The organism is Serratia plymuthica NBRC 102599 (assembly GCF_001590925.1).
Lineage (GTDB): Bacteria > Pseudomonadota > Gammaproteobacteria > Enterobacterales > Enterobacteriaceae > Serratia > Serratia plymuthica.
In genome coordinates, this window is sequence record NZ_BCTU01000020.1 from 65,302 (window position 1) to 86,801 (window position 21,500).

The window sequence follows — 21,500 nt, forward strand, 5'->3', positions numbered from 1 at the left end:
TCGGAGCAGGGGCGCACATTATGCGCCCCTTGTTAATCAAGAATGATTACTTGTCTTTATACACTTCGGCTGTCGCGCTGAACTTACCGTGTTCGCGGCCGGAGATAATCACATAATACTGACCACCTTTTTCATCGGCCTTCTTCGACAGTTCTTCTTTCGCATCCATCGGTGAAGTGGTTTGCGCGGTGGTGGTGACCGTACCGATCTTCTCGTATTTACCCGGATTCTTGTCCAGATCTTCTTTGGTCAGCAAGGTTGCCGCCAGGGAGCTGAAAGACACGGAACCTACGACCAACGCTGCAATAATCATTTTCAAAGATTTCATTACCATACCTCTCAAGGGAAGATTTATTTGTTATGAAAGCCGTCCAGGGGTACATGCGTAATAACACCGGCTGCCGTGACATCTTCAGACCTCGTTGCTTTCCCTGACGAGAATCCTTTTCCCAGAGACGAAACGTCAAAGCGAAAAAATCCGCGAGCGGTTTTTCAGTTTTCAGCCAACGCATCTACCCCACTAAGTATCGAACAGGTTTCTTTTTTATCCACTGAGCGGCCATTTCTTTAGCGCTTTATTGTGCGTTTTAGCGCGGAATGCCACCTTCGGTCACAAAGGTACGGATAATCTCGGCAAATTCATCAGGGTGAGAAATGAAGGGCGCATGAGCGGCTTTCGCCATGACCACCGACGATGAGTGCGGCCAACTGACATCCAGCAGCCCGGCGACCTTGCGCGGCACCACCCCGTCCAGATAACCGTATATACGCAACAGCGGCAGGGTCAGTTCCGCCATCGGCAGGCGTAAATCCGTGGTGCGCAGCATCTCCAGGCCACCGTTCAGCACCTCGACGCTCGGCATCGGCTGATTCAACACCACCGATTTCAGCAGGCGTGCGTCCTGCCGTGCGCTTGCCGTACCCAGGGTTTGTAATGCCAGAAAGCGTTCTACGGTGCGCTGGAAGTCCTGACTCAACTGATGCTGAAAACCGCTCAGCACCTCTGGGCGAATCCCCGGCCAGTCGTCCTGCGCGGCAAAGTACGGCGAGGAAGCCACGGTGATCAATCCGCGTACCCGCTGAGGCTGCGTCAGCGCAATCTGGCCGGCCACCAGCCCGCCGAGCGACCAGCCCAACCACCAGGCCTGTGGCGGTGCGGCGGCCAACACGATCTCCGCCATCTGCGCGAGCGACATGCCGCCAAATCCCTGACTGCGGCCATAGCCCGGCAGATCGACCAGATGCAGGCGAAAATGCGGCGTCAGCCGCTCAAGCGTGCAACCCCATACCTCCGCATTCAGTCCCCATCCGTGCAGCAGCACAAGATCGCGTTCGCCTTCACCTATTGTTTGCCAGTACAGCGCTGTCATCAGTTATTGTCCTTTCATTCTCATCCGTCAGGGAGGACGGCCATGCTATCAATCCACAGCCGCTGTTGGCTATGCCGGCAGCCATTATGCCTCAGCCGCCACGGCATCTGTAGTTACTGCCTGCGCCATCTGCCGGCCAAACCGCTGTGCTGCCCCTGCTGCGGTCTGCCCGCCGGCGACGCCGCACACCCCTGCGGCCGCTGCCTGCAACGGCCACCGCCCTGGCAGGCGTTGGTGTTCGTCGGCGACTACGTCGCGCCGCTGCGTCAACTGATCAAAAAATTCAAGTTTCAGCACGCACCGGAACTGGCGCCGCTGCTGGCACGGCTGATATTGCTAAACTGGCAACGGGCGCACAGAGAGCAGTATCTGAACAGACCCGATATGATTTTAGCGGTACCCTTGCAGGCTAAACGCTGCTGGCGACGCGGCTATAACCAGAGCGATCTGCTGGCGCGGCCGCTGGCGCACTGGCTGGGTTGCGATTATCGCCCTGCCGCCCTGAGGCGGGTACGAAAAACCGCTCCACAGCAGCGGCTGCCTGCCCGTATGCGCAGGCGCAACCTGCGTGGCGCCTTTCGTTGCCATGAGCCGCTGGCAGGCCGACACGTTGCCCTGTTGGATGATGTGGTGACGACCGGCAGCACGGTGGCAGAAATCAGCAGGCTCTTGCTGCGGCAAGGGGCGGCATCGATACAAATCTGGTGCGTTTGCCGCACATTGTAGTGCCACCGCAATGGGCGTATTATAACCGACAATAGAAGTCAACTACTGAGCTAATGCTATGATTCGTATAACAGATACCGCACAGGAACACTTTGCCAAACTGCTGGCAAATCAAGAAGAAGGCACCCAAATCCGCGTATTCGTGATCAACCCGGGTACGCCTACGGCCGAATGCGGTGTCTCTTATTGCCCGCCGGATGCCGTGGAAGCGACAGACACCGAGCTGAAATTCGAAAAGCTGTCCGCCTATATTGACGAGCTGAGCAAACCTTATCTGGACGACGCCGAAATCGACTTCGTCACCGACCAGTTGGGTTCGCAGCTGACGCTGAAAGCGCCAAACGCCAAAATGCGCAAGGTCGACGACAACGCCCCGCTGATGGAACGCGTCGAATACGTGCTGCAATCGCAGATCAACCCACAGCTGGCAGGCCACGGCGGCCGCGTAACGCTGATGGAAATCACCGACGACAGTTTGGCGATCCTGCAGTTCGGCGGCGGCTGTAACGGCTGTTCAATGGTCGACGTAACGCTGAAAGAAGGGATCGAGAAAGAGCTGCTGCAGAAGTTCCCTGAGCTGAAAGGCGTGCGCGATCTGACCGAGCATCAGCGCGGCGAGCACTCTTACTACTGATCCCGCTCTCCAGGCAATAGCCTGGAAACGGAAAGAAAAATGCCGGATTGGCTTCGCCAACTCCGGCATTTTTATGACAATTACCCCACCGACACCGTTCGCCGCCGCTTGTCCAGATCCTTCAGCAACCGGTTAACTTGCTGATCGGCAAACATCTCCTCGAGGGTTTTGTTCAGTTTACGCCGCCAGTTTGGGTACTGATCGCTGGTGCCGGGAATATTGACCGGTTCGGCCATGTCCAGCCAGTCTTCCGGCTGCAGGCCCAGCAGTGCGCTGGCGCTGTCGGCAACATAGCGCTGCAAGCCACGGTTGAGCAGCGGGCTCATGTTCAGCAACGCCGCCTTCTTGCCCACCTTCTGCGGCACACAGCCATAATGATGCAATCCGTCCAGCAACCCCTGTTTGGCGCGCTCACGATCGGCAAACAATTCTTTCAGGATCTCCGCATCCGGATACAGCCCCAGTTGGTTGCCCAGTTGCAGATCGCCGCTCTGCCAATAACCGCGCAGCGTCGGCAGGTCATGCGTGGTGATGGTCGCCATCGCCTGCACCGGGTAGGCCTGCGGCGCACGGAAGTGGTTCTCGCCGTCACGCTCGAAATACAGCACCTTATAAGAATAGACGCCGCTGTCGCGCAGCTTGGCGACAATCTCGACCGGCACGGTCCCGAGGTCTTCGCCAATCACCATACAGCGGTGACGCTGGCTCTCCAGCGCCAACACCGCCAACAGGTCATCCACCGGGTATTTCACGTAAGCGCCATGATCGGCGGTTTCACCGTAGGGGATCCACCACAGGCGCAGCAGCGCCATTACGTGGTCAATGCGCAGCGCACCGCAGCTGGTCATATTGGCGCGCAACAGATCGATAAACGGCTGATAACCCCGCGCCGCCATCACGTGCGGATCCATCGGCGGCAGCCCCCAGTTTTGCCCCAACGGGCCCAGAATGTCCGGCGGCGCGCCAACCGACGCTTTCAGGCAATAAAGATCCGGCTCGCACCAGGTTTCCGAACCGCCCTCCGCCACGCCTACCGCCAAATCGCGGTACAGGCCAATCGGCATTTGCTGTTGCTGGCTCCGGCGGAAACAGTCGGCGAACTGGCTGGCGGCCAACCACTGCAACCACAGATAGAAGGTCACCGAATCCTGCTGTTGCCGGCAAAACTGCTTCACTGCGGCGCTGTCGCCCTGCCGATATTGCTCAGGCCAGGCCGGCCAGCCCCACAGGCTGCCGTCAGCGGCGGCAAGATGAGCATGCAATGCGTCAAACGCCGCCTGCTGATACAGGCTGTCGCCACCGTCGGCAACAAGCTGCTCGAACGCCTGACGCTGTTCGTCACCGGCTTTACGCCCCTGGAACAACGGGAACGCCAGCTTCAGCGCCGCCAGCTTGAGCTGCGTCACCGTGCTGTAATCCACCCGTTCGCTGCTGCGTGCTTTGGTCAGCTGTTTTTGCGTGGCCGGCTTCAGCCACCATTTTTGCGCCGCATCGCTGCTCTGGAACTCTTCCACCGCGTTCACATCGATATACACCACGTTCAGCCAGCGTCGCGACGACGGGCTGTACGGGCTGGCGCTTTCCGGGTTCGCCGGATACAGCGCGTGGATCGGGTTCAGCCCGACAAAAGCGCCGCCCCGTTCCCCAACCTGCTCCACCATTTGCCGCAGATCGCCAAAATCGCCGATACCCCAGTTACGATCGGAGCGCAGGGTGTAAAGCTGGACGCAAGCGCCCCACAGCTTTTGTCCGGTCAGCAGCGCGTCCGGCTCAAAGCAGCGTTTCGGCGCAACAATCAACCGGCACTGCCACTGCCGTTCGTCCTGGGTCAGCGTCAGTTGGTGATAACCCGCCGGCAACTCGCCCGGCAGGGTAAGGGTTTTACGCGCGCCAGCGCGCCCCTGTTGCCGGCCACCGTCTTCACGCAGCAGAGTCCAGAGATACTCGCCGCTGCCCGCAAGCGGCAACGCCACCGGCGCGCCCTGATAGAACACCTTGACCGCCGGCAGCGGCGTCACCGCAGCCTCCAGCGGCGCGGCAGTCCGCCCCATGGCCTCCAGCAGTTTGCGCTTGGTGTCCTGCGCGATCGCCTGCTGTTTCCCATGAGCGTTAATATAATCAGCGGCAATACCCGCCTGAGCGGCCGCCTGATCGATGCGCTTGCGATCCATTCGCTCTCCTTAACGCTTGGCTTGCCAGATACGCTGTTGGTAGTCGCGGATCGAACGATCCGAACTGAACATACCGACCCGCGCGGTGTTAAGAATAGTGCGGCGTGTCCATTCGTCCTGGTCACGATACAGCTCGTCTACCTGCCGTTGAGCCTGGCAGTACGAAGCGAAGTCGGCCAGCACCAGATAAGGGTCACCGCCTTCCAGCAAGCTGTGCAACATCATGTCGAAGGCATGCTTGTCGCCATGGCTGAAGGCGCCGCTCGCCAACTCGTCGAGGATCGCCTTCAGGTGTTTGTCCTTCTTGCGGTAGCTGAGTGGGTCGTAGCCTTTGGCCAGCAGCGCCTTCACCTGATCGACGGTATTGCCGAAGATAAAGATATTGTCTTCGCCCACCTGCTCGGCGATCTCCACATTGGCCCCGTCCAGCGTACCGACGGTCAGCGCGCCGTTCAGCGCCAGCTTCATGTTGCCGGTGCCGGACGCCTCTTTGCCGGCGGTAGAGATCTGTTCGGAGATATCCGCGGCCGGGATCATCAGTTCAGCGACGGAAACGCGGTAGTCGGGAATAAACGCCACTTTCAGCCGATCCTTCACCAGCGGATCGTTGTTGATCACCGAAGCCGCCTGATTGATCGCATAAATGATGTTCTTCGCCAGATAGTAGCCCGGCGCCGCTTTGGCCCCGAACAGGAATACCCGAGGCACGATGTCCAGATTCGGATTGTCACGCAGTTGGCGATACAGCGACAGAATGTGCAACAGGTTCAAATGCTGGCGTTTGTATTCGTGCAGGCGCTTGATCTGCACGTCGAAAATGGCGTCCGGGTTCAGCGTCAGGCCCATTACGCCGTGCACGTAGTTTGCCAAGGCGACTTTGTTATCGCGTTTGATTTGCTGATAACGCTGGCGGAACGCTGCGTCGTCGGCATATTTTTCCAGCCCTTTCAGCGCGTCGAGATCGTTGGCCCACTCGACCTTCAGCGTCTCGTCAATCAGCCCCGACAGCGCCGGGTTACACTGTTTCAGCCAGCGGCGCGGCGTGATGCCGTTGGTGACGTTGTGGAATTTGTTCGGCCACAGCTGGTGATATTCCGGGAACAGGTCTTTCACCACCAGGTCGGAGTGCAGCTGCGCTACGCCGTTGACCGCAAAGCCGCTGACCACGCACAGGTTAGCCATGCGCACCTGTTTGTCATGGTGTACCGCCAGCTTGGCCCACACCGCCTTGTCGCCCGGCCAGTGTTTATCCACCAGCTTTTTGAAGTTGGCGTTGATCTGCTTGATGATGGAGAAATGACGCGGCAGCAGGCTGCGTACCAGCTTCTCGTCCCAGCACTCCAGCGCCTCAGGCATCAGGGTGTGGTTGGTGTAGGCAAAGGTGTTGCTGGTGATCGCCCAGGCGGCATCCCATTCCAACTGATGCTCATCCAGCAGAATGCGCAGCATTTCCGGGATGGCGATGGTGGGGTGAGTGTCGTTGAGTTGAATCACTTCATACTTAGGCAGGTCTTCGATCTTGCGGCCGGCCTGATGGTGTTTGCGCAGGATATCCGCCACCGAACAGGCGCACTGGAAATATTGCTGCATCAGGCGCAGACGCTTGCCCGCCTGATGGTTGTCGTTCGGGTACAGTACCTTGGTCAGCTTGGCGGCTTCTACGCCCTGCTTCTCCGCCTGCAGGAATTTGCCGTCGTTGAAATCCCCCAGATCGAACGGGTGCTGATGGGTCGCCTGCCACAGGCGCAGAGGTTGGGTCACGCCATTACGGAAGCCCAGCACCGGCAGATCCCAAGCTTCGCCACGCAGGGTAAACGCCGGACGCCACAGTTCGCGGCCATCGGCCAGTTTTTCCAGTTTCCCGCCGATACCCACATCCACCGACAGCGCGGCATTGTGCTGGAACCACGGGTAGCTTTCGCGCTGCCAGTTATCCGGCGCTTCTTGCTGCTGACCTTCGCTGAACGACTGGCGGAACAGCCCGTATTGGTAATTGAGGCCATAACCGGTGGCCGGTTGCTCCACCGTCGCCATCGAATCCAGGAAACAGGCCGCCAGGCGCCCCAGCCCGCCGTTGCCCAGTGCCGGATCGGTTTCCTGCTCGAGCAGATCCGCCAGCTTGATATCCTGCTCCGCCAGCGCCTGTTCGACGGTGTCGTACCAGCCCAGGTTAATCAGGTTATTCGCCGTCAGGCGGCCAATCAGAAACTCCATCGAAATATAGTTCACATGGCGCAACGGCTTGGCGCTTTTGCGTGGCGCAGGCTGCGCAGCAAGCTGCTCGGCCAGCGCGCGGCTTACCGCCTCCCACCATTGGTGCTGGGTCATCTGTTGTGCAGAACTGAGGCCAAACCGTTGCCACTGACGGGTCAGTGCCGCCAGAAAAGCATCCTTTTTAAGCATAGGCTGTGACATAAGGGAAACTCTCTATCCAGTAAGTGGGTCAAATTACCGTTATCGTGCCGGGGAGAAAGGTTGAAGGCATCATCCCGCCCGGGGATTAGCTGGGGAGGAGGATTGGGGCGTAGCTAAAATTGTGATCTCAGGCACTTTTTGACTCCCTTGCATGATGCAAAAAAGCCCGCAGACGAACGCCGCGAGCACTGAGAATAAGCAGAAAATCCCCGCTATGAAATTAGCATAGTTAATGCAGCTGATGAAGTTTTGTACATGCATCGAAATGCTTTCCCTCAACGGCCTTACCCAACCGTCCCACAACGCCGCAATTGCGCAATGATTTGCCTGCAAACGTAAAAAAGTGTGATCAATAGCAATTTAACTCCAAGCCGAAGATGAACCTTGTTGCAATACGTTTAACGTTGTCAGAAGTTAGGAGGGTGATTAATTACGAGCCATAAAATAATTAGTTTTACTCCGATCCCGGCAGGAGTCGCGATGAAATGAACCCCTTCGGGCAGGCCAACGGCTACGGGAGCCGCGATTTTCACTCTGGAATACTATGCTGATCCCATCAAAACTGAGCCGTCCGGTACGGCTGCAAAATACCGTGATCCGCGATCGCCTGCTGGCCAAATTAGCCGGCACGGCAAACTATCGCCTGACATTGGTTAATTGCCCGGCGGGATACGGAAAAACGACGCTGGTCGCACAATGGGCAGCCGGCAAATCAGATTTGGGCTGGTACTCGCTGGATGAAAGCGACAACCAACCCGAGCGCTTTGCCAGCTACCTGATCGCCGCCTTGCAACATGCCAGCGGCGGCCACTGCGTGAAGAGCGAAGCGTTGAGCCAAAAACATCAGTACGCCAGCCTGTCGGCGCTGTTCGCCCAGCTGTTCATTGAGCTGTCCGACTGGCATCAGCCGCTGTACCTGGTGATTGACGATTACCACCTGATCACCAATGACGTCATCCATGAAGCCATGCGCTTCTTCCTGCGTCACCAGCCGGAAAACCTGACGCTGATCCTGCTGTCCCGTACCCTGCCGCCGCTGGGCATCGCCAACCTGCGCGTGCGCGATCAACTGCTGGAGATGGGCACGCAGCAACTGGCATTTACCCATCAGGAAGCCAAACAATTCTTCGACTGCCGCCTGACCGCACCGATGGAACAGCATGACAGCAGCCGCCTGTGCGATGAAGTCGAAGGTTGGGCCACCGCGTTGCAGCTGATTGCGCTGTCTGCCCGGCAGTCCACCTCGTCTGCACAGCAATCCGCCAAACGTCTGGCCGGTCTGAACGCCAGCCACCTGTCCGATTATCTGGTGGACGAAGTGCTGGATCACGTCGATGCCGGGGCGCGCGCCTTCCTGTTGCGCTGCTCGGTGCTGCGTTCAATGAACGATGCGCTGATCGTGCGCCTGACCGGCGAAGATAACGGCCAGCAACGGCTGGAAGAGCTGGAACGCCAGGGGCTGTTTATCCACCGCATGGACGACACCGGCGAATGGTTCTGCTTCCATCCGCTGTTCGCCACTTTCCTGCGCCAACGCTGCCAATGGGAGCTGGCGCTGGAGCTGCCGGGGCTGCACCGCGCCGCCGCCGAAGGCTGGCTGGCATTGGGTTACCCGGCGGAGGCGATTCACCACGCGCTGGCGGCCAGCGACGTCAGCATGCTGCGCGATATCCTGCTGCAACACGCCTGGTCGCTGTTCCATCACAGCGAGCTGGCCCTGCTGGAAGAGTGCCTGAATGCGCTGCCGTATGAACGCTTGATCCAAAATCCCAAGCTGGCGCTGTTGCAGGCCTGGCTGGCACAGAGCCAACACCGCTACATCGAAGTGAATACCCTGTTGGAACGCGCCGAACAGGCGATGCGCGATCAAAAAATCGACGTCGATCGGACCCTGCATGCCGAATTCGACGCTCTGCGCGCACAGGTGGCGATCAACGCCGGCAAGCCGGAAGAGGCCGAACGCCTGGCCACCGAGGCGCTGAAGTTTCTGCCGCTTTCCAGTTATTACAGCCGCATCGTCGCCACCTCGGTAACCGGCGAAGTCCATCACTGCAAGGGCGAGCTGGCCCGCGCGTTGCCGATGATGCAACAAACCGAGCAGATGGCGCGACGCCATCAGGCTTATCACTATGCGTTGTGGGCGCTGTTGCAACAGAGCGAAATCCTGATTGCCCAGGGTTTCCTGCAGGCCGCCTATGAGACGCAGGACAAGGCGTTTGAGCTGGTGCGCGAACAGCATCTGGAACAGTTGCCGATGCATGAGTTCCTGCTGCGTATCCGTTCGCAGATCCTGTGGTCCTGGTCACGGCTGGACGAAGCGGAAGACGCGGCGCGTCAGGGCCTGAAAATTCTGGCCAACTTCCAACCTCAGCAGCAGCTGCAGTGCATCGCCATGCTGGCCAAATGCTCGCTGGCGCGCGGCGATCTGGATAACGCCCATGCGCATCTGCAGCGTTGCGAAGCGCTGTTGCACGGCTCTCAGTACCATCGCGACTGGCTAACCAACGCCGACAAACCGCGAGTGATCCACTGGCAGATGACCGGCGATACCGCCGCCGCCGCCCAATGGTTGCGCCAGACCGAAAAACCCGGCATGGCGGATAACCACTTTATGCAGGGCCAGTGGCGTAATATCGCCCGGGTGCAAATCATGCTCGGCCAGTACGAAGAAGCCGAAGTGGTGCTGGATGAACTGAACGAAAACGCCCGCCGCCTGCGGCTGGTGAGCGATCTGAACCGCAACCTGCTGCTTAGCAACCAGCTTTACTGGCAAATGGAACGTAAAGGCGATGCGCAGAAGGTCCTGATGGAGGCGCTGTCCCTGGCCAGCCGCACCGGATTTATCAGCCACTTTGTCATCGAGGGCGAAGTGATGGCGCAGCAGCTGCGTCAGCTGATTCAGCTCAATACGCTGCCGGAGCTGGAGCACCATCGCGCTCAGCGCATTCTGCGCGACATCAACCAGCATCATCGGCATAAATTCGCGCATTTTGACGAGAACTTCGTCGATAAGCTGCTAACGCACCCGCAGGTGCCGGAACTGATCCGTACCAGCCCGCTGACGCAGCGCGAATGGCAGGTGCTGGGGCTGATTTATTCCGGTTACAGCAACGACCAGATCGCCGGCGAGCTGGACGTGGCGGCCACCACCATCAAAACCCATATCCGCAATCTGTATCAGAAGCTGGGCGTGGCCCACCGTCAGGAAGCGGTACAGCAGGCGCAGCAACTGCTGAAGATGATGGGTTACGGCGCCTAAAAACCACAGCGTTGCTCTGGTCTTAATTGCCGCAGAGTTGGTTACAATGGCGGCATATTCTCATTACAAGGCAGTCAGAAGTCATGGAACAGTTTGAAGCGATCAACGTTGAACAAGCCTACGCGCGTTGGAAAGAAGACAGCGCCGCTCTGGTCGACATCCGCGATCCGCAGAGTTTTGAAGCCGGGCACACGCCGGGCGCGTTTCACCTCACCAACGCCAGCCTGCAAACATTCATGCAGCACAACGACTTTGACCGGCCGGTGATGGTGATGTGCTACCACGGCAACAGCAGCCGCAGCGCGGCGCAATACCTGCTGAATCAGGGGTTTGATGCGGTGTACAGCATTGATGGCGGCTTTGAAGCCTGGGCACGCCAGTACCCGCAGGACGTTGAAACTTCAGCGTAAAAATCAGGGCGCATCCTGCGCCCTCTTCCTTTGCTACTCCGCCGCCGCCATCGGCCGTTTGACAAACAGGCCGTAGCTGAACGCCCCCAGCATCAGCAAACCCGCCCCCAACAAGAACACGTTGGTGAACTGCCCGGTCAGGTCGAGGATCACCCCGGTGACAATCGGCGCCATCGCCGCACCGAGGAAACCGCCAAAGTTCTGAATCGCCCCCAACGAAGCCACCTGCTGTTTCGGTGCGATATCCGTCGCCAGCGTCCAGATCACGCCGGAAGGCAGCTGCGAGAAGAAATACCCCAGCGACAGCAATAAAATGCACAGCGGCGTACTGTCGACAAAGGCGATCGGCGCCACGCAGCAGGCCGCCAGCGCGGCACCGCAGACGATCGGGATCTTGCGTGCGGTGATCGCTTTCACCCCGCGGCGAATCAAACGATCGGAAATCGCCCCGCCGCACAATACCCCCAGAATGCCGGCAAAGAACGGGATCGAGGCGATCCAACCGGTCTGCTTCAGGCTAAAGCCCAGCGAATTCTCCAGGTAGCTCGGCAGCCAGGTCAGGTAAACCCAGATGGTGAACATGATGGAAAAGTTGCCCAAAATCATGAACCAGGTCGTTCTATGGCGGAACAGCGAACCCCAGCTCCCCCCCTGCGCCTGGCTGACGGCTTTTGCCGCCGCACGTTTTTCGGCGTGGATCATCGCCTCTTCCCGCGCCGTCGGATCACGGTAAAACTTCAGCCAGGCCAGCATCAGCGGAATGCCCGCCAGGCCAATGGCGATAAACATGCCGCGCCAGCCCAGGGTCAGCAGCAGCACGGTGAGGATCGGCGGAGCGATGGCGTTGGCAATCTGCGAACCGGTGTTGATGATCGACGTAGGCAGGCCACGCTCTTTCTCCGAGAACCAGCGATGGGTGATCTTGATCCCCGACGTGAAAAACGGGGATTCCGATACGCCCAGCAGCATCCGCAGGCCATAGAACATCGAGTAGCTGTTGACGAACGCCGCCATCACGGTAAATGCCGACCACAACCCCAGCGCCCAGGAAAACATTTTTTTCGGCCCCAGTTTGTCCACCAGCCAGCCGGCGGGCAGGTTGGCAAGCGCGTAAGGCCACAAAAACGCCGACAGCAGCAGGCCCATTTCGGTCGAGGAAAAGCCAAACTCCCGGGCGATAGTGGTATTGGCGATGCTCAGGTTGGCGCGATCGAGATAGTTCACCACCGCGGCAATCAACAGGATCAGGATAATGCCCCAGCGCAAACGGGAGATCGGCGCCGCCGGTGCGGCGGCCGATGCATGCAGCGCAGAAGTCGCCTCTTTCATGATTGCGGCTCCGTAAACAGGCTGAGGTGAATTTTGATCACGGCTTTGCGGATAAAACACTCACCGTGGGTTTGGCAGCAAGGGCGATGCAGATCGTGCGGGAAAAATACCGCAAAGGTGCCTGGCAGCAGCGGGACCGCCATTTCATTTTGCACCTGTTGGTAAAACACGATGTCGTGGTGGCGCCGCTCTTCCGCCACGGGTTCATCACCCCGGCGGCGCGCCACGCCGATGGTTTCTTCCCCCTGCAACAGGTACTGCACGTCAACGTGGTCAAAGTGCGACTCAGGGCGCATTTGCTGCGCCGGCACGGTGCTTATTTCCTGCAACAGACAAAACATCTTGTCGGGAATAATGTCGATTTTACCGGGTTGCAGCGTGGCAAAATCAGTGCGTTCGATAAACGCGATGGCCTGGTGAATAATCGGATGAAACGCGTGTTTTTCCCGCGCCCAGTCCTGCAGATCGCAAAGCATCATGATGGTGTTCCCCGTGTAGTGATAGTTTTAGCGGGTGTAGTAGGTACAGCGGTGTTGTTGAACCGCGGGAGGATGTCGCCATCTTCCCGCACAGCCTTAACCGGCAATTTTTTGCTGGTAGAACCCGGTGCCGCTGCGGATTTGATCCAGCAGCACGCCCAGTCCCCAGAATTTCTCCAGCACGTCGTCCTGATTTACCCGGCACAGCTCGCTGTCGAAAGTGCCCAAACGCTGGTGATAGATCTTGGCGTTTTTCGGGTAACCCAGCGTCTCCGTGACCGCCGCCAGCGACAGGAAAGTCGCCAGTTCCTGCGCCAGCTCAGGCCGCTGCGCGCCGTGGTGATACAGCCAGTGGTACAGCTCCGGGTGGAAATTGGTGAACACCCCGCTGAACCCTTTGGATCCGGCCTGCATCGCCGGCCAGGCGATAGCGGCGTTGGCATTGATGATATTCAGCGGCGTCCCTGCGGTTAATGCCACCCGACGCGTCACGGTCGGCAGATCGCAACTGACGTCCTTCAGCACGACAAAACGGCCGCTGTTGGCGCAATAGCTCAGCTCTTCATCGCTCAGCAAACGGCGGTAAGGTGCCGGGCATTCGTACAGGCCCAGCGGCATGCTAGCCGGCAACGCCGCCAGCAGGCTGTCCAGCGTGGCGAAAAATGCCGCGCTGCCCTGGCGTTGCGGGTCAAGATGGTTGGTCACCAGCACCAGCGCGTCGATGCCGGTTTGCGCCATCGCCTGCAGCTCTTCAATTTGCTGCTCCAGCGCGTCGCTGATATGGCCGGAAGCGATAACCGGCACCCGGCCGTCTACCCGCTGCACCACAAAACGCGCCAGCTCAACCCGTTCCGCCAGGCTGAGGAACTGCATCTCGCTGGACTGACAAACGGCGAACAACGCATCGACGCCACGCTGCAAATACCAGTCGATCAGGCGCGCCAGACCCGGATAGTCGATCTCGTTGCGAGCGGTAAACGGCGTTAGCATGACCGGCACAATGCCCTCGATGTTCTTCATTTTTGCTCCTCACACCGCGCTGACGCGGCAGACAATGGTGTTGTTTGATTAGGGATCAGCGCTGGCTCAGACGAGCCACCACCTGTTGATGTTGCGGCATGTTGGACGCCCCTTCTCTTTCCACCGCCAGTGACGCGAAGGCGGCGGCATAGGTTGCCGCCTGGGCAATCGTTTGCCCGGTGGCGATAGCTGCGGCGAAAGCGCCGTTGAACGCATCTCCCGCACCGGTGGTATCAACGCTCAACGCCGGGAATGCGGGAATATGCTGGAATTGCGAACCTTCGAGGATCATCGCTCCGCGCGCTCCCATGGTGATGATGACCCGTCGGGCGCCCAGCGCGGCGATACGCTGCGCCGCCTCTTTGGCGCTGTTCAAATCCGTGACCTCCACGCCGGACAGCAGCGAGGCCTCGGTTTCATTCGGGGTAATCACATCGACATATTCCAGGCATTGCAGCGCGTCGGCGGAGTAAGGCGCAGGATTGAGGATCACCCGGATCCCCAACGCATTGGCCAGCTTCATCGCGTTCAGCGTGGCGTTAAAGTTATTCTCCAACTGCACCAGCAGAACCTCTGCGCCGGCCAGCTCCGGGGCGATTGCAGCCACTTCTTCGTCGGTGATGGTTTTATTGGCGCCGGAATAAATGGCGATCATGTTCTCGCCGTCCTGCTGCGAAACATAAATGATGGCGTTGCCGGTCGGCTCGGTTTCCGATTGGTATAAAGTGAACGAGTGGATTTCCGACGCAGAGAGATGGTCGAAAGCGAACTGGCTGAACTGATCTTTGCCCACTTTGGACACGAAATGCACCTGAGCACCGGCCCGGCTGGCGGCCATCGCCTGATTGGCCCCCTTGCCGCCGGGGCCGAGCGTACTGCCGAGCGCCAGCAGCGATTCGCCGCCTTTGGGAAAGCGCGCCACTCTGGCGACGATATCGACATTGAATGACCCCAGAATACAGACCTTGCCTCGCATGTTTTTTCCTCTCTCCGGCTCCTGCACCTTTCTTTTCTGGCTTTCCAGGCGCCTTAACAGCACTTCGAACGTGCCGTCGGTTTCGGTAATTAATTTGGCCTGCAGGCTGCGGCGGATGACGATCGCGCCGCCGTGGCAGCGCTGCACTAACCCCAGTTGCGCCAGCACGTTTAAATCGCTGCGGATGGTTTCTTTGGTCACCGCAAAAGACGTGGCCAGGTACGCCACGCTAACGCGTTCATATTTATCCAGATAATCCAGAATGTTATTGCGTCGTTCTTCGAGAAACATAGTCACCTCAGCACCTGTTTTTGAGAGTAAGGGACCCCCGGTGGTTAAAAAGTGACTGTGATCATATGTTGCAGGGCTAAACGGAAGTAAACAAAAATCGCTGCAATATTCGCCGGCCCATGGCGGGAAAACCGCGGGATTGATGAGCCGTCATAGGGCCGTTAGTGAGTGTTTTTACTGGTTTTTTGCAGATCCCTTGCCTGCGTTCAAGATTTCAACGGTATAATCAGCCGTCAACGCCGTCGGCGGCAAACCGACGGTCCAACTTATCTTTACCCTATGAATTTCAAGCTGCGGCCAGGCGGCAAGTGGCTTGGAAGGCGACGGGTATATGAAACGGAATATCTATGGTTCGAGTAATCGCCGTATCCAACCCCCGCCTGGCTCAGGCCTTTGTCGACTACATGGCGACACAGGGTATTGAACTTAGCGTGCACAATACCGGCGAGGCGGCGGAAATCTGGTTGGCTGACGACAGCCATCTGGATCAGGTGCAGCACGAGTTGCAGCAGTTCCTGGTCGATCCGCTCAACCGCCGCTATCAGGCCGCCAGTTGGGAAACCGGCAACACCGGCGCCGATCTGCACTACCCAGGCTACTCCTATCTGCATACCCTGCGCAGCAAGGCCGGGCCGCTGACGCTGGGCGTGATGGTGCTGTGCATTGCGGTGTATATCCTGATGCAGGCGATGGGCGATGACACCGTGATGTACTGGCTCTCCTGGCCGCAGGACAGCAGCCAATACCCGCAGCTGTGGCGCTGGGTCAGCCACGCGTTTTTGCATTTTTCGCTGCTGCACATCACCTTTAACCTGCTGTGGTGGTGGTATCTCGGCGGCCCGCTGGAAAAACGCCTCGGCACCGGCAAGCTGTTCGTGCTGGCGGTGGTATCGGCCTTCTTCAGCGGTTGGGCGCAGTCACTGTTCAGCGGCGCGTTGTTCGGCGGCCTGTCCGGCGTGGTCTATGCGCTGATGGGCTACAGCTGGCTCAGCGGCGAACGGGCACCGGAACGCGGCCTGATGCTGCCGCGCGGCCTGATGGTATTTTCAGTGCTCTGGCTGGTGGCCGGGTATTTCGATATTTTAGGAATGTCGATCGCTAACGCGGCACACGTGGCCGGTTTAGTGTTAGGGTTATTGATGGCATTTTGGGACACGCGTCATCGCGCGCACAACGAACAATAACAGCCAGGTACAAGCCAGGCGTTTTAGGGGATTATCGTGAAGCAAACACAGCGTCATGACGCAATTATCGAGCTGGTGCGCCTGCAAGGTTATGTCAGTACGGAAGAACTGGTCGAACATTTTGACGTCAGTCCGCAAACGATTCGCCGCGATTTGAATGACCTTGCCGATCAGAACAAAATTCAGCGCCATCACGGCGGCGCCACGCTGTTTATCGACATCGGCACCACACCGGAAGCGGTCGCTCACGCACTGATGAACCACAAAAACCTGCGCGTGGTGACCAATAACCTGAACGTCGCCACCCTGCTGACCGCCAAGGAAGATTTCCGCCTGATCCTGGCCGGCGGTGAAGTGCGCACCCGCGACGGCGGCATCATGGGCGAGGCCACGCTGGACTTTATCTCCCAGTTCCGGCTCGATTACGGCATTCTCGGCATCAGCGGCATCGACATGGACGGCTCGCTGCTCGAATTCGACTACCATGAAGTGCGCACCAAACGCGCAATTATCGAAAACTCGCGCTGCGTGATGCTGGTGACCGACCATTCCAAATTCGGCCGCAATGCGATGGTCAACCTCGGCAATATGAACCTGATCGACTACCTGTTTACCGACCAGTTACCGCCGCCAAGCGTGATGAAAATCATCGAACAGTACGACGTGCAGCTGGAGCTGTGCTGATTTCCGCCCTTCTCGTCTAACCCAATGGGCGCAGCCTGCCGCGCCGTCACCCCGCCGTTTTTACCCGGGCTCAGCCTGCTGAGCCCAGTATTGCCTGCCGGAATATCCCTTTTCTTTGTATAACTACTATCACCAAACTGTTACCTCTATCACGCCTAAATGTTTTTGTTTGGTTAAGTCTTGGCTTGTTTGTTGGTTTTTGATTACAATCATGAGCGAAAACGAACATGAAAGAGCTATTTCGAACATCTGGAGGAAGTTGACGTGGAAACCAAAGACTTGATCGTTATCGGTGGCGGCATCAACGGTGCCGGCATCGCAGCAGATGCTGCCGGGCGCGGGCTGTCCGTACTGCTACTGGAAGCGCAAGACTTGGCCTGCGCTACGTCTTCCGCCAGTTCCAAACTGATCCACGGCGGCCTGCGCTACCTGGAACACTACGAATTCCGCCTGGTGAGCGAAGCGCTGGCCGAGCGTGAAGTGTTGCTGAAGCTGGCACCCCACATCGCGTTCCCCATGCGTTTCCGCCTGCCGCACCAGCCGCATCTGCGCCCGGCCTGGATGATCCGCATCGGCCTGTTCCTGTACGATCACCTGGGCAAACGCACCAGCCTGCCGGGCAGCAAGAGTTTGCGCTTTGGACCAGAATCGGTACTGAAGCCTGAACTGAAGCGCGGTTTCGAATATTCCGACTGCTGGGTCGACGACGCTCGCCTGGTGGTGCTGAACGCGCAGGAAGTGGAAAAACGCGGCGGCGAAGTGCGCACCCGCACCAAAGTGACCCGCGCATGGCGTGAAAACGGCCTGTGGATGGTGGAAGCGGTTGACGTCGACAGCGGTAAAACCTTTACCTGGCGCGCCAAGGGCCTGGTCAACGCCACCGGCCCTTGGGTGAAACACTTCTTTGACGATGGCCTGAAGCTGAAATCCCCGTACGGCATCCGCCTGATCAAAGGCAGCCACATTGTGGTGCCGCGCGCTCACAACCAGCCGCAGTCCTATATTCTGCAAAACGAAGACCACCGTATCGTGTTCGTGATCCCGTGGAATGACGAATTCTCGATCATCGGCACCACCGACGTGGAATACCACGGCGATCCGAAAGACGTGAAGATCGACGATAACGAGATCGACTACCTGCTGAAAGTGTACAACGACCACTTCAAGAAGCAGCTGGGCCGTGACGACATCGTCTGGACCTACTCCGGTGTGCGTCCGCTGTGCGATGACGAATCTGATTCGCCGCAGGCGGTGACCCGCGACTACACGCTGGACGTGCATGACGAGCAGGGCAAAGCACCGCTGCTGTCGGTGTTCGGCGGTAAACTGACCACCTATCGCAAGCTGGCTGAACATGCGATGGAAAAACTGGCGCATTACTATCCTGGCTGCGGCCCGGCATGGACCAAAAACGGTTCTCTGCCCGGCGGCGACATCGGTGGCGATCGCGACAGCTATGCCGCCAAACTGCGCCGCGAACACGGCTGGTTGCCGGAATCCCTGGCGCGCCGCTACGCCCGCACCTACGGCAGCCACAGCGAGCTGATCCTGGCGAATGCCAACGGCCTCAGCGATCTGGGCGAAGAGTTTGGCCACGGCCTGTATGAAGCCGAACTGCGCTATCTGGTAGAGAAAGAGTGGGTGGTCGAGCTGGAAGACGCCATCTGGCACCGTACCAAGCTGGGTATGTGGCTGGATGATACGCAGCAGGCGCGGGTGAAAGCCTGGCAGGCGCAACACACGAAAACGAAAACGCTCTCTCTGGCTTCCTGAGCCATTGAAGGTGAAAAGGGCCGGATATCCGGCCCTTCTGATCGGTGACAAAGGTCCGAAAAACGTGGTTTTCGAACCTTTGGGGTAAAGCAGAAGATCTCATCCTTTGTTTCATTCGCCGTCAAAGTAAACCCTTTAGCTGCAAAGAACTTTGCCTACATTCTCAAAGGGCCGGATATCCGGCCCTTTTGCATTACAGCTTGATCGGTTTGATGTGCCAGATTTCGTCCGCATACTCCTGAATGGTGCGGTCGGAAGAAAAATACCCCATGTTGGCGATATTCAAGATCGCCCGCCGCGTCCAGTCATCCTGATTGCGGTACACCTCATCCACCTTGTCCTGCGTATCCACATAGCTGCGGTAATCGGCCAGCAACTGGTAGTGATCGCCCAAATTCACCAGCGAATCAAACAGATTGCTGTAGCGCTTTGGCTCCTCCGGGCTGAATACGCCGGTGGCGATCTGGGTCAGCGCCTGATGCAGTTCGGGATCTTGCTCATAGTACAGATGCGGGTTGTAGCCGTTGCGGCGCAACTCTTCCACCTGCTCGGCGGTATTGCCGAAGATAAAGATGTTCTCTTCACCCACATGCTCCAGCATCTCTACGTTGGCACCGTCCAGCGTGCCGATGGTCAGCGCGCCGTTAAGGGCGAATTTCATGTTGCTGGTGCCCGACGCCTCGGTGCCCGCCAGCGAGATCTGCTCGGAAAGATCCGCCGCCGGAATGATCAACTGCGCCAGACTGACGCTGTAGTTCGGAATAAATACCACCTTCAACTGGGTATGCACGCGCGGATCGTTGTTGATCACCTTCGCCACATCGTTGATCAGGCGAATGATCTGCTTCGCCGCATAATAGGCCGAGGCCGCTTTGCCGGCGAAGATCACGACCCTCGGCACGCGCTCGGTCTCCGGATCCTGCAACAGGCGGTTATACAGCGTGATCACGTGCAGTACATTGAGCAGTTGCCGTTTGTACTCATGAATGCGTTTGATCTGCACATCGAACAACGCATCCGGGTTGACCACCACATTCAGGGTTTTGGCGATGTACTTCGCCAGCCGCTCTTTGTTTTGCCTTTTGGCAGCCTGAACCGCCTGCAGGAAACTGGGGAAATCGATGTTGGCTTTAAGCTCGCTCAGTTGGCTGAGATCGGTGCGCCAGGTCTGGCCAATGCTGTCGTCCAGCACGGCGGAAAGCGGCCGGTTGGCCAGCCCCAGCCAGCGGCGCGGCGTGACGCCGTTGGTTTTGTTGCAGAAACGATCGGGGAAAATGCGCGCAAAGTCGGCAAACAGCGACTGCACCATCAGCTCGGAATGCAGTGCGGAAACCCCGTTGACCTTATGGCTGGCCACCACCGCCAGCCATGCCATGCGTACCCGGCGGCCATTGGTCTCGTCAATGATCGACACCCGCGCCAACAGCTCGTTGTCGCCCGGCACCACTTCCTGCACGTGCTTGAGGAAGTGATCGTTGATCTCGAAGATCAACTGCAAGTGACGCGGCAGGATCCGGCCGATCATGTCCAGCGGCCAGGTCTCCAGCGCTTCGCTCATCAGCGTGTGGTTGGTGTAGGAGAATACCCGTTCCACGACGGCCCAGGCGTCGAGCCAACTGAACTTGTGATCGTCGATCAGCCGATGCATCAGTTCGGGGATAGACAACACCGGGTGAGTGTCATTCAGGTGAATGGCAATCTTGTCCGCCAGGTTGTCGAAGGTTTTATGCATCGTCCAGTGGCGGTTGAGGATATCCTGCACCGTGGCCGACACCAGGAAATACTCCTGCCGCAGCCGAAGTTCGCGCCCGGAATAGGTGGAGTCGTCCGGGTACAATACGCGCGATACGTTCTCCGAGTGGTTTTTATCCTCAACCGCCGCGAAATAATCCCCCTGATTGAATTTACCGAGGTTGATTTCGTTACTGGCCTGGGCGCTCCACAGCCGCAGCGTGTTGGTGGCGTCGGTATCAAAACCGGGGATCACCTGATCGTAAGCGATGGCCAACACCTCTTCGGTTTCCAGCCAGCGCGCCTTGGCGCCTTCCTGCTGAATTCGCCCGCCGAAGCGCACCTTGTATCGGGTGTTGTGGCGCGGGAACTCCCACGGGTTACCGTATTCCAGCCAGTAGTCCGGTGACTCCATCTGCTGGCCGTTAACGATGTTCTGCTTGAACATGCCGTATTCGTAGCGGATGCCGTAGCCGCGCCCCGGCAGCGCCAGCGTCGCCAGCGAATCAAGGAAACAGGCCGCCAACCGCCCCAGCCCCCCGTTGCCCAGCCCCGGATCGTTCTCTTCCTCCAGCAATTCACCGAGGCTCAGCCCCATTTCATTCAACGCGTCATCGATATCCTGGTAAATCCCCATCGACAACAGCGCGTTGGAAAGCGTGCGCCCGAGCAGGAACTCCATCGACAGGTAATAGACCTGTCGCACGTCCTGGGAAAGCTGGGCGCGGTTGGAACGCAGCCAGCGTTCCACCATGCGATCGCGCACCGCAAACAGCACGGCGTTCAGCCAGTCATGCTGGTTGGCGATAGCCGGATCCTTGCCGACAATAAACATCAGCTTATAGGCGATGGAATGTTTCAGCGCTTCAACACTGACCGTGGGTGAGGTGTAACTAATCGGTGAAGTCATAGCTTTTCTATCCCCTGAAGGGGGCGCCCTATTCTTCGGAATATCAACGCCCCGCTGAATATGGGCACAGCATGCTGCGCCCCTACAACCTACAATTACGGATGCTTGCTGCATGCACGCTAACCAGACACCCGTATT

Annotated in this window: 16 protein-coding genes; 7 read left to right on the forward strand and 9 right to left on the reverse strand. The window is 58.4% G+C overall.

Annotation, left to right across the window (positions count from 1 at the left end; genetic code table 11):
- Nucleotides 1-46: 46 nt before the first annotated feature.
- Both SPL01S_RS14010 and bioH read right to left on the reverse strand, forming a co-directional pair.
- Nucleotides 47-328, reverse strand: a complete 282-nt coding sequence (locus SPL01S_RS14010; RefSeq protein WP_004951376.1) for a YdgH/BhsA/McbA-like domain containing protein — start codon at nt 326-328, stop codon at nt 47-49.
- A gap of 259 nt (nt 329-587) precedes the next feature.
- Complete coding sequence (gene bioH, locus SPL01S_RS14015) at nt 588-1,370, reverse strand: pimeloyl-ACP methyl ester esterase BioH (RefSeq protein WP_063200634.1); 783 nt, start codon at nt 1,368-1,370, stop codon at nt 588-590.
- A 42-nt stretch (nt 1,371-1,412) separates the two neighbouring features.
- On the opposite strand from bioH, the gene gntX reads away from it, so the two are divergent.
- Both gntX and nfuA read left to right on the forward strand, forming a co-directional pair.
- Entirely contained in the window at nt 1,413-2,096 is a 684-nt protein-coding gene (gene gntX, locus SPL01S_RS14020; RefSeq protein ID WP_063200637.1) for a DNA utilization protein GntX, read from the forward strand.
- Between the two features lie 58 nt (nt 2,097-2,154).
- The gene (gene nfuA / locus SPL01S_RS14025; RefSeq protein WP_012147309.1) at nt 2,155-2,730 is read left to right on the forward strand and encodes a Fe-S biogenesis protein NfuA; all 576 of its coding nucleotides are present in this window, start codon (nt 2,155-2,157) and stop codon (nt 2,728-2,730) included.
- Nucleotides 2,731-2,810: 80 nt separating this feature from the next.
- Here the strand turns inward: nfuA and malQ are convergent, their stop codons facing one another.
- Nucleotides 2,811-4,901 carry a 4-alpha-glucanotransferase gene (gene malQ, locus SPL01S_RS14030; RefSeq protein ID WP_063200640.1) on the reverse strand — a complete coding sequence of 697 codons (2,091 nt, stop codon included), beginning with the start codon at nt 4,899-4,901 and terminating at the stop codon, nt 2,811-2,813.
- 9 nt (nt 4,902-4,910) lie between these two features.
- Entirely contained in the window at nt 4,911-7,316 is a 2,406-nt protein-coding gene (malP, locus tag SPL01S_RS14035) for a maltodextrin phosphorylase (RefSeq protein WP_037433784.1), read from the reverse strand.
- 544 nt (nt 7,317-7,860) lie between these two features.
- Between malP and malT the strand changes: the two genes are divergently transcribed.
- A complete protein-coding gene (gene malT, locus SPL01S_RS14040; protein WP_004951391.1) occupies nt 7,861-10,575 on the forward strand; it encodes an HTH-type transcriptional regulator MalT in 2,715 nt (904 codons plus the stop codon).
- 83 nt (nt 10,576-10,658) lie between these two features.
- Entirely contained in the window at nt 10,659-10,985 is a 327-nt protein-coding gene (gene glpE, locus SPL01S_RS14045; protein ID WP_004951393.1) for a thiosulfate sulfurtransferase GlpE, read from the forward strand.
- A gap of 33 nt (nt 10,986-11,018) precedes the next feature.
- On the opposite strand, the gene SPL01S_RS14050 is transcribed toward glpE, so the two are convergent.
- The 4 genes from SPL01S_RS14050 to rbsK all read right to left on the reverse strand — a co-directional run bounded on the left by SPL01S_RS14050 (nt 11,019) and on the right by rbsK (nt 15,080).
- Nucleotides 11,019-12,314, reverse strand: coding sequence for an MFS transporter (locus tag SPL01S_RS14050; RefSeq protein ID WP_062868939.1), 1,296 nt, complete (start codon nt 12,312-12,314; stop codon nt 11,019-11,021).
- Nucleotides 12,311-12,793: a NanQ anomerase/TabA/YiaL family protein gene (locus tag SPL01S_RS14055; RefSeq protein WP_063200643.1), complete on the reverse strand. Its 483-nt coding sequence runs from the start codon at nt 12,791-12,793 to the stop codon at nt 12,311-12,313. Before SPL01S_RS14055 ends, SPL01S_RS14050 begins: the two co-directional genes overlap by 4 nt.
- A 96-nt stretch (nt 12,794-12,889) precedes the next feature.
- Nucleotides 12,890-13,813, reverse strand: coding sequence for a dihydrodipicolinate synthase family protein (locus SPL01S_RS14060; RefSeq protein ID WP_006328578.1), 924 nt, complete (start codon nt 13,811-13,813; stop codon nt 12,890-12,892).
- A 55-nt stretch (nt 13,814-13,868) separates the two neighbouring features.
- Complete coding sequence (rbsK, locus tag SPL01S_RS14065) at nt 13,869-15,080, reverse strand: ribokinase (RefSeq protein WP_004951403.1); 1,212 nt, start codon at nt 15,078-15,080, stop codon at nt 13,869-13,871.
- A 347-nt stretch (nt 15,081-15,427) separates the two neighbouring features.
- Here rbsK and glpG point away from each other — a divergent pair, with 347 nt between their 5' ends.
- The 3 genes from glpG to glpD all read left to right on the forward strand — a co-directional run bounded on the left by glpG (nt 15,428) and on the right by glpD (nt 18,721).
- Complete coding sequence (glpG, locus tag SPL01S_RS14070) at nt 15,428-16,264, forward strand: rhomboid family intramembrane serine protease GlpG (protein ID WP_062868941.1); 837 nt, start codon at nt 15,428-15,430, stop codon at nt 16,262-16,264.
- A 36-nt stretch (nt 16,265-16,300) separates the two neighbouring features.
- Nucleotides 16,301-16,948 (forward strand): DeoR/GlpR family transcriptional regulator, encoded by a 648-nt coding sequence (locus SPL01S_RS14075; protein WP_063200646.1) that lies wholly within the window; start codon nt 16,301-16,303, stop codon nt 16,946-16,948.
- A gap of 264 nt (nt 16,949-17,212) precedes the next feature.
- The gene (gene glpD, locus SPL01S_RS14080; protein ID WP_063200649.1) at nt 17,213-18,721 is read left to right on the forward strand and encodes a glycerol-3-phosphate dehydrogenase; all 1,509 of its coding nucleotides are present in this window, start codon (nt 17,213-17,215) and stop codon (nt 18,719-18,721) included.
- Between the two features lie 193 nt (nt 18,722-18,914).
- Here glpD and glgP read toward each other — a convergent pair whose 3' ends face one another.
- On the reverse strand, nt 18,915-21,362 hold the full coding sequence (glgP, locus tag SPL01S_RS14085; RefSeq protein WP_020439938.1) for a glycogen phosphorylase: 2,448 nt from the start codon (nt 21,360-21,362) through the stop codon (nt 18,915-18,917).
- Nucleotides 21,363-21,500 lie beyond the last annotated feature (138 nt).

What these genes read in the sequence shown, in the direction of transcription:
- SPL01S_RS14010 (WP_004951376.1), bottom strand. Translation starts at nt 328, where the DNA reads ATGAAATCTTTGAAAATGATTATTGCAGCGTTGGTCGTAGGTTCCGTG.
- bioH (WP_063200634.1), bottom strand. Translation starts at nt 1,370, where the DNA reads ATGACAGCGCTGTACTGGCAAACAATAGGTGAAGGCGAACGCGATCTT.
- gntX (WP_063200637.1), top strand. Translation starts at nt 1,413, where the DNA reads ATGCTATCAATCCACAGCCGCTGTTGGCTATGCCGGCAGCCATTATGC.
- nfuA (WP_012147309.1), top strand. Translation starts at nt 2,155, where the DNA reads ATGATTCGTATAACAGATACCGCACAGGAACACTTTGCCAAACTGCTG.
- malQ (WP_063200640.1), bottom strand. Translation starts at nt 4,901, where the DNA reads ATGGATCGCAAGCGCATCGATCAGGCGGCCGCTCAGGCGGGTATTGCC.
- malP (WP_037433784.1), bottom strand. Translation starts at nt 7,316, where the DNA reads ATGTCACAGCCTATGCTTAAAAAGGATGCTTTTCTGGCGGCACTGACC.
- malT (WP_004951391.1), top strand. Translation starts at nt 7,861, where the DNA reads ATGCTGATCCCATCAAAACTGAGCCGTCCGGTACGGCTGCAAAATACC.
- glpE (WP_004951393.1), top strand. Translation starts at nt 10,659, where the DNA reads ATGGAACAGTTTGAAGCGATCAACGTTGAACAAGCCTACGCGCGTTGG.
- SPL01S_RS14050 (WP_062868939.1), bottom strand. Translation starts at nt 12,314, where the DNA reads ATGAAAGAGGCGACTTCTGCGCTGCATGCATCGGCCGCCGCACCGGCG.
- SPL01S_RS14055 (WP_063200643.1), bottom strand. Translation starts at nt 12,793, where the DNA reads ATGATGCTTTGCGATCTGCAGGACTGGGCGCGGGAAAAACACGCGTTT.
- SPL01S_RS14060 (WP_006328578.1), bottom strand. Translation starts at nt 13,813, where the DNA reads ATGAAGAACATCGAGGGCATTGTGCCGGTCATGCTAACGCCGTTTACC.
- rbsK (WP_004951403.1), bottom strand. Translation starts at nt 15,080, where the DNA reads ATGTTTCTCGAAGAACGACGCAATAACATTCTGGATTATCTGGATAAA.
- glpG (WP_062868941.1), top strand. Translation starts at nt 15,428, where the DNA reads ATGGTTCGAGTAATCGCCGTATCCAACCCCCGCCTGGCTCAGGCCTTT.
- glgP (WP_020439938.1), bottom strand. Translation starts at nt 21,362, where the DNA reads ATGACTTCACCGATTAGTTACACCTCACCCACGGTCAGTGTTGAAGCG.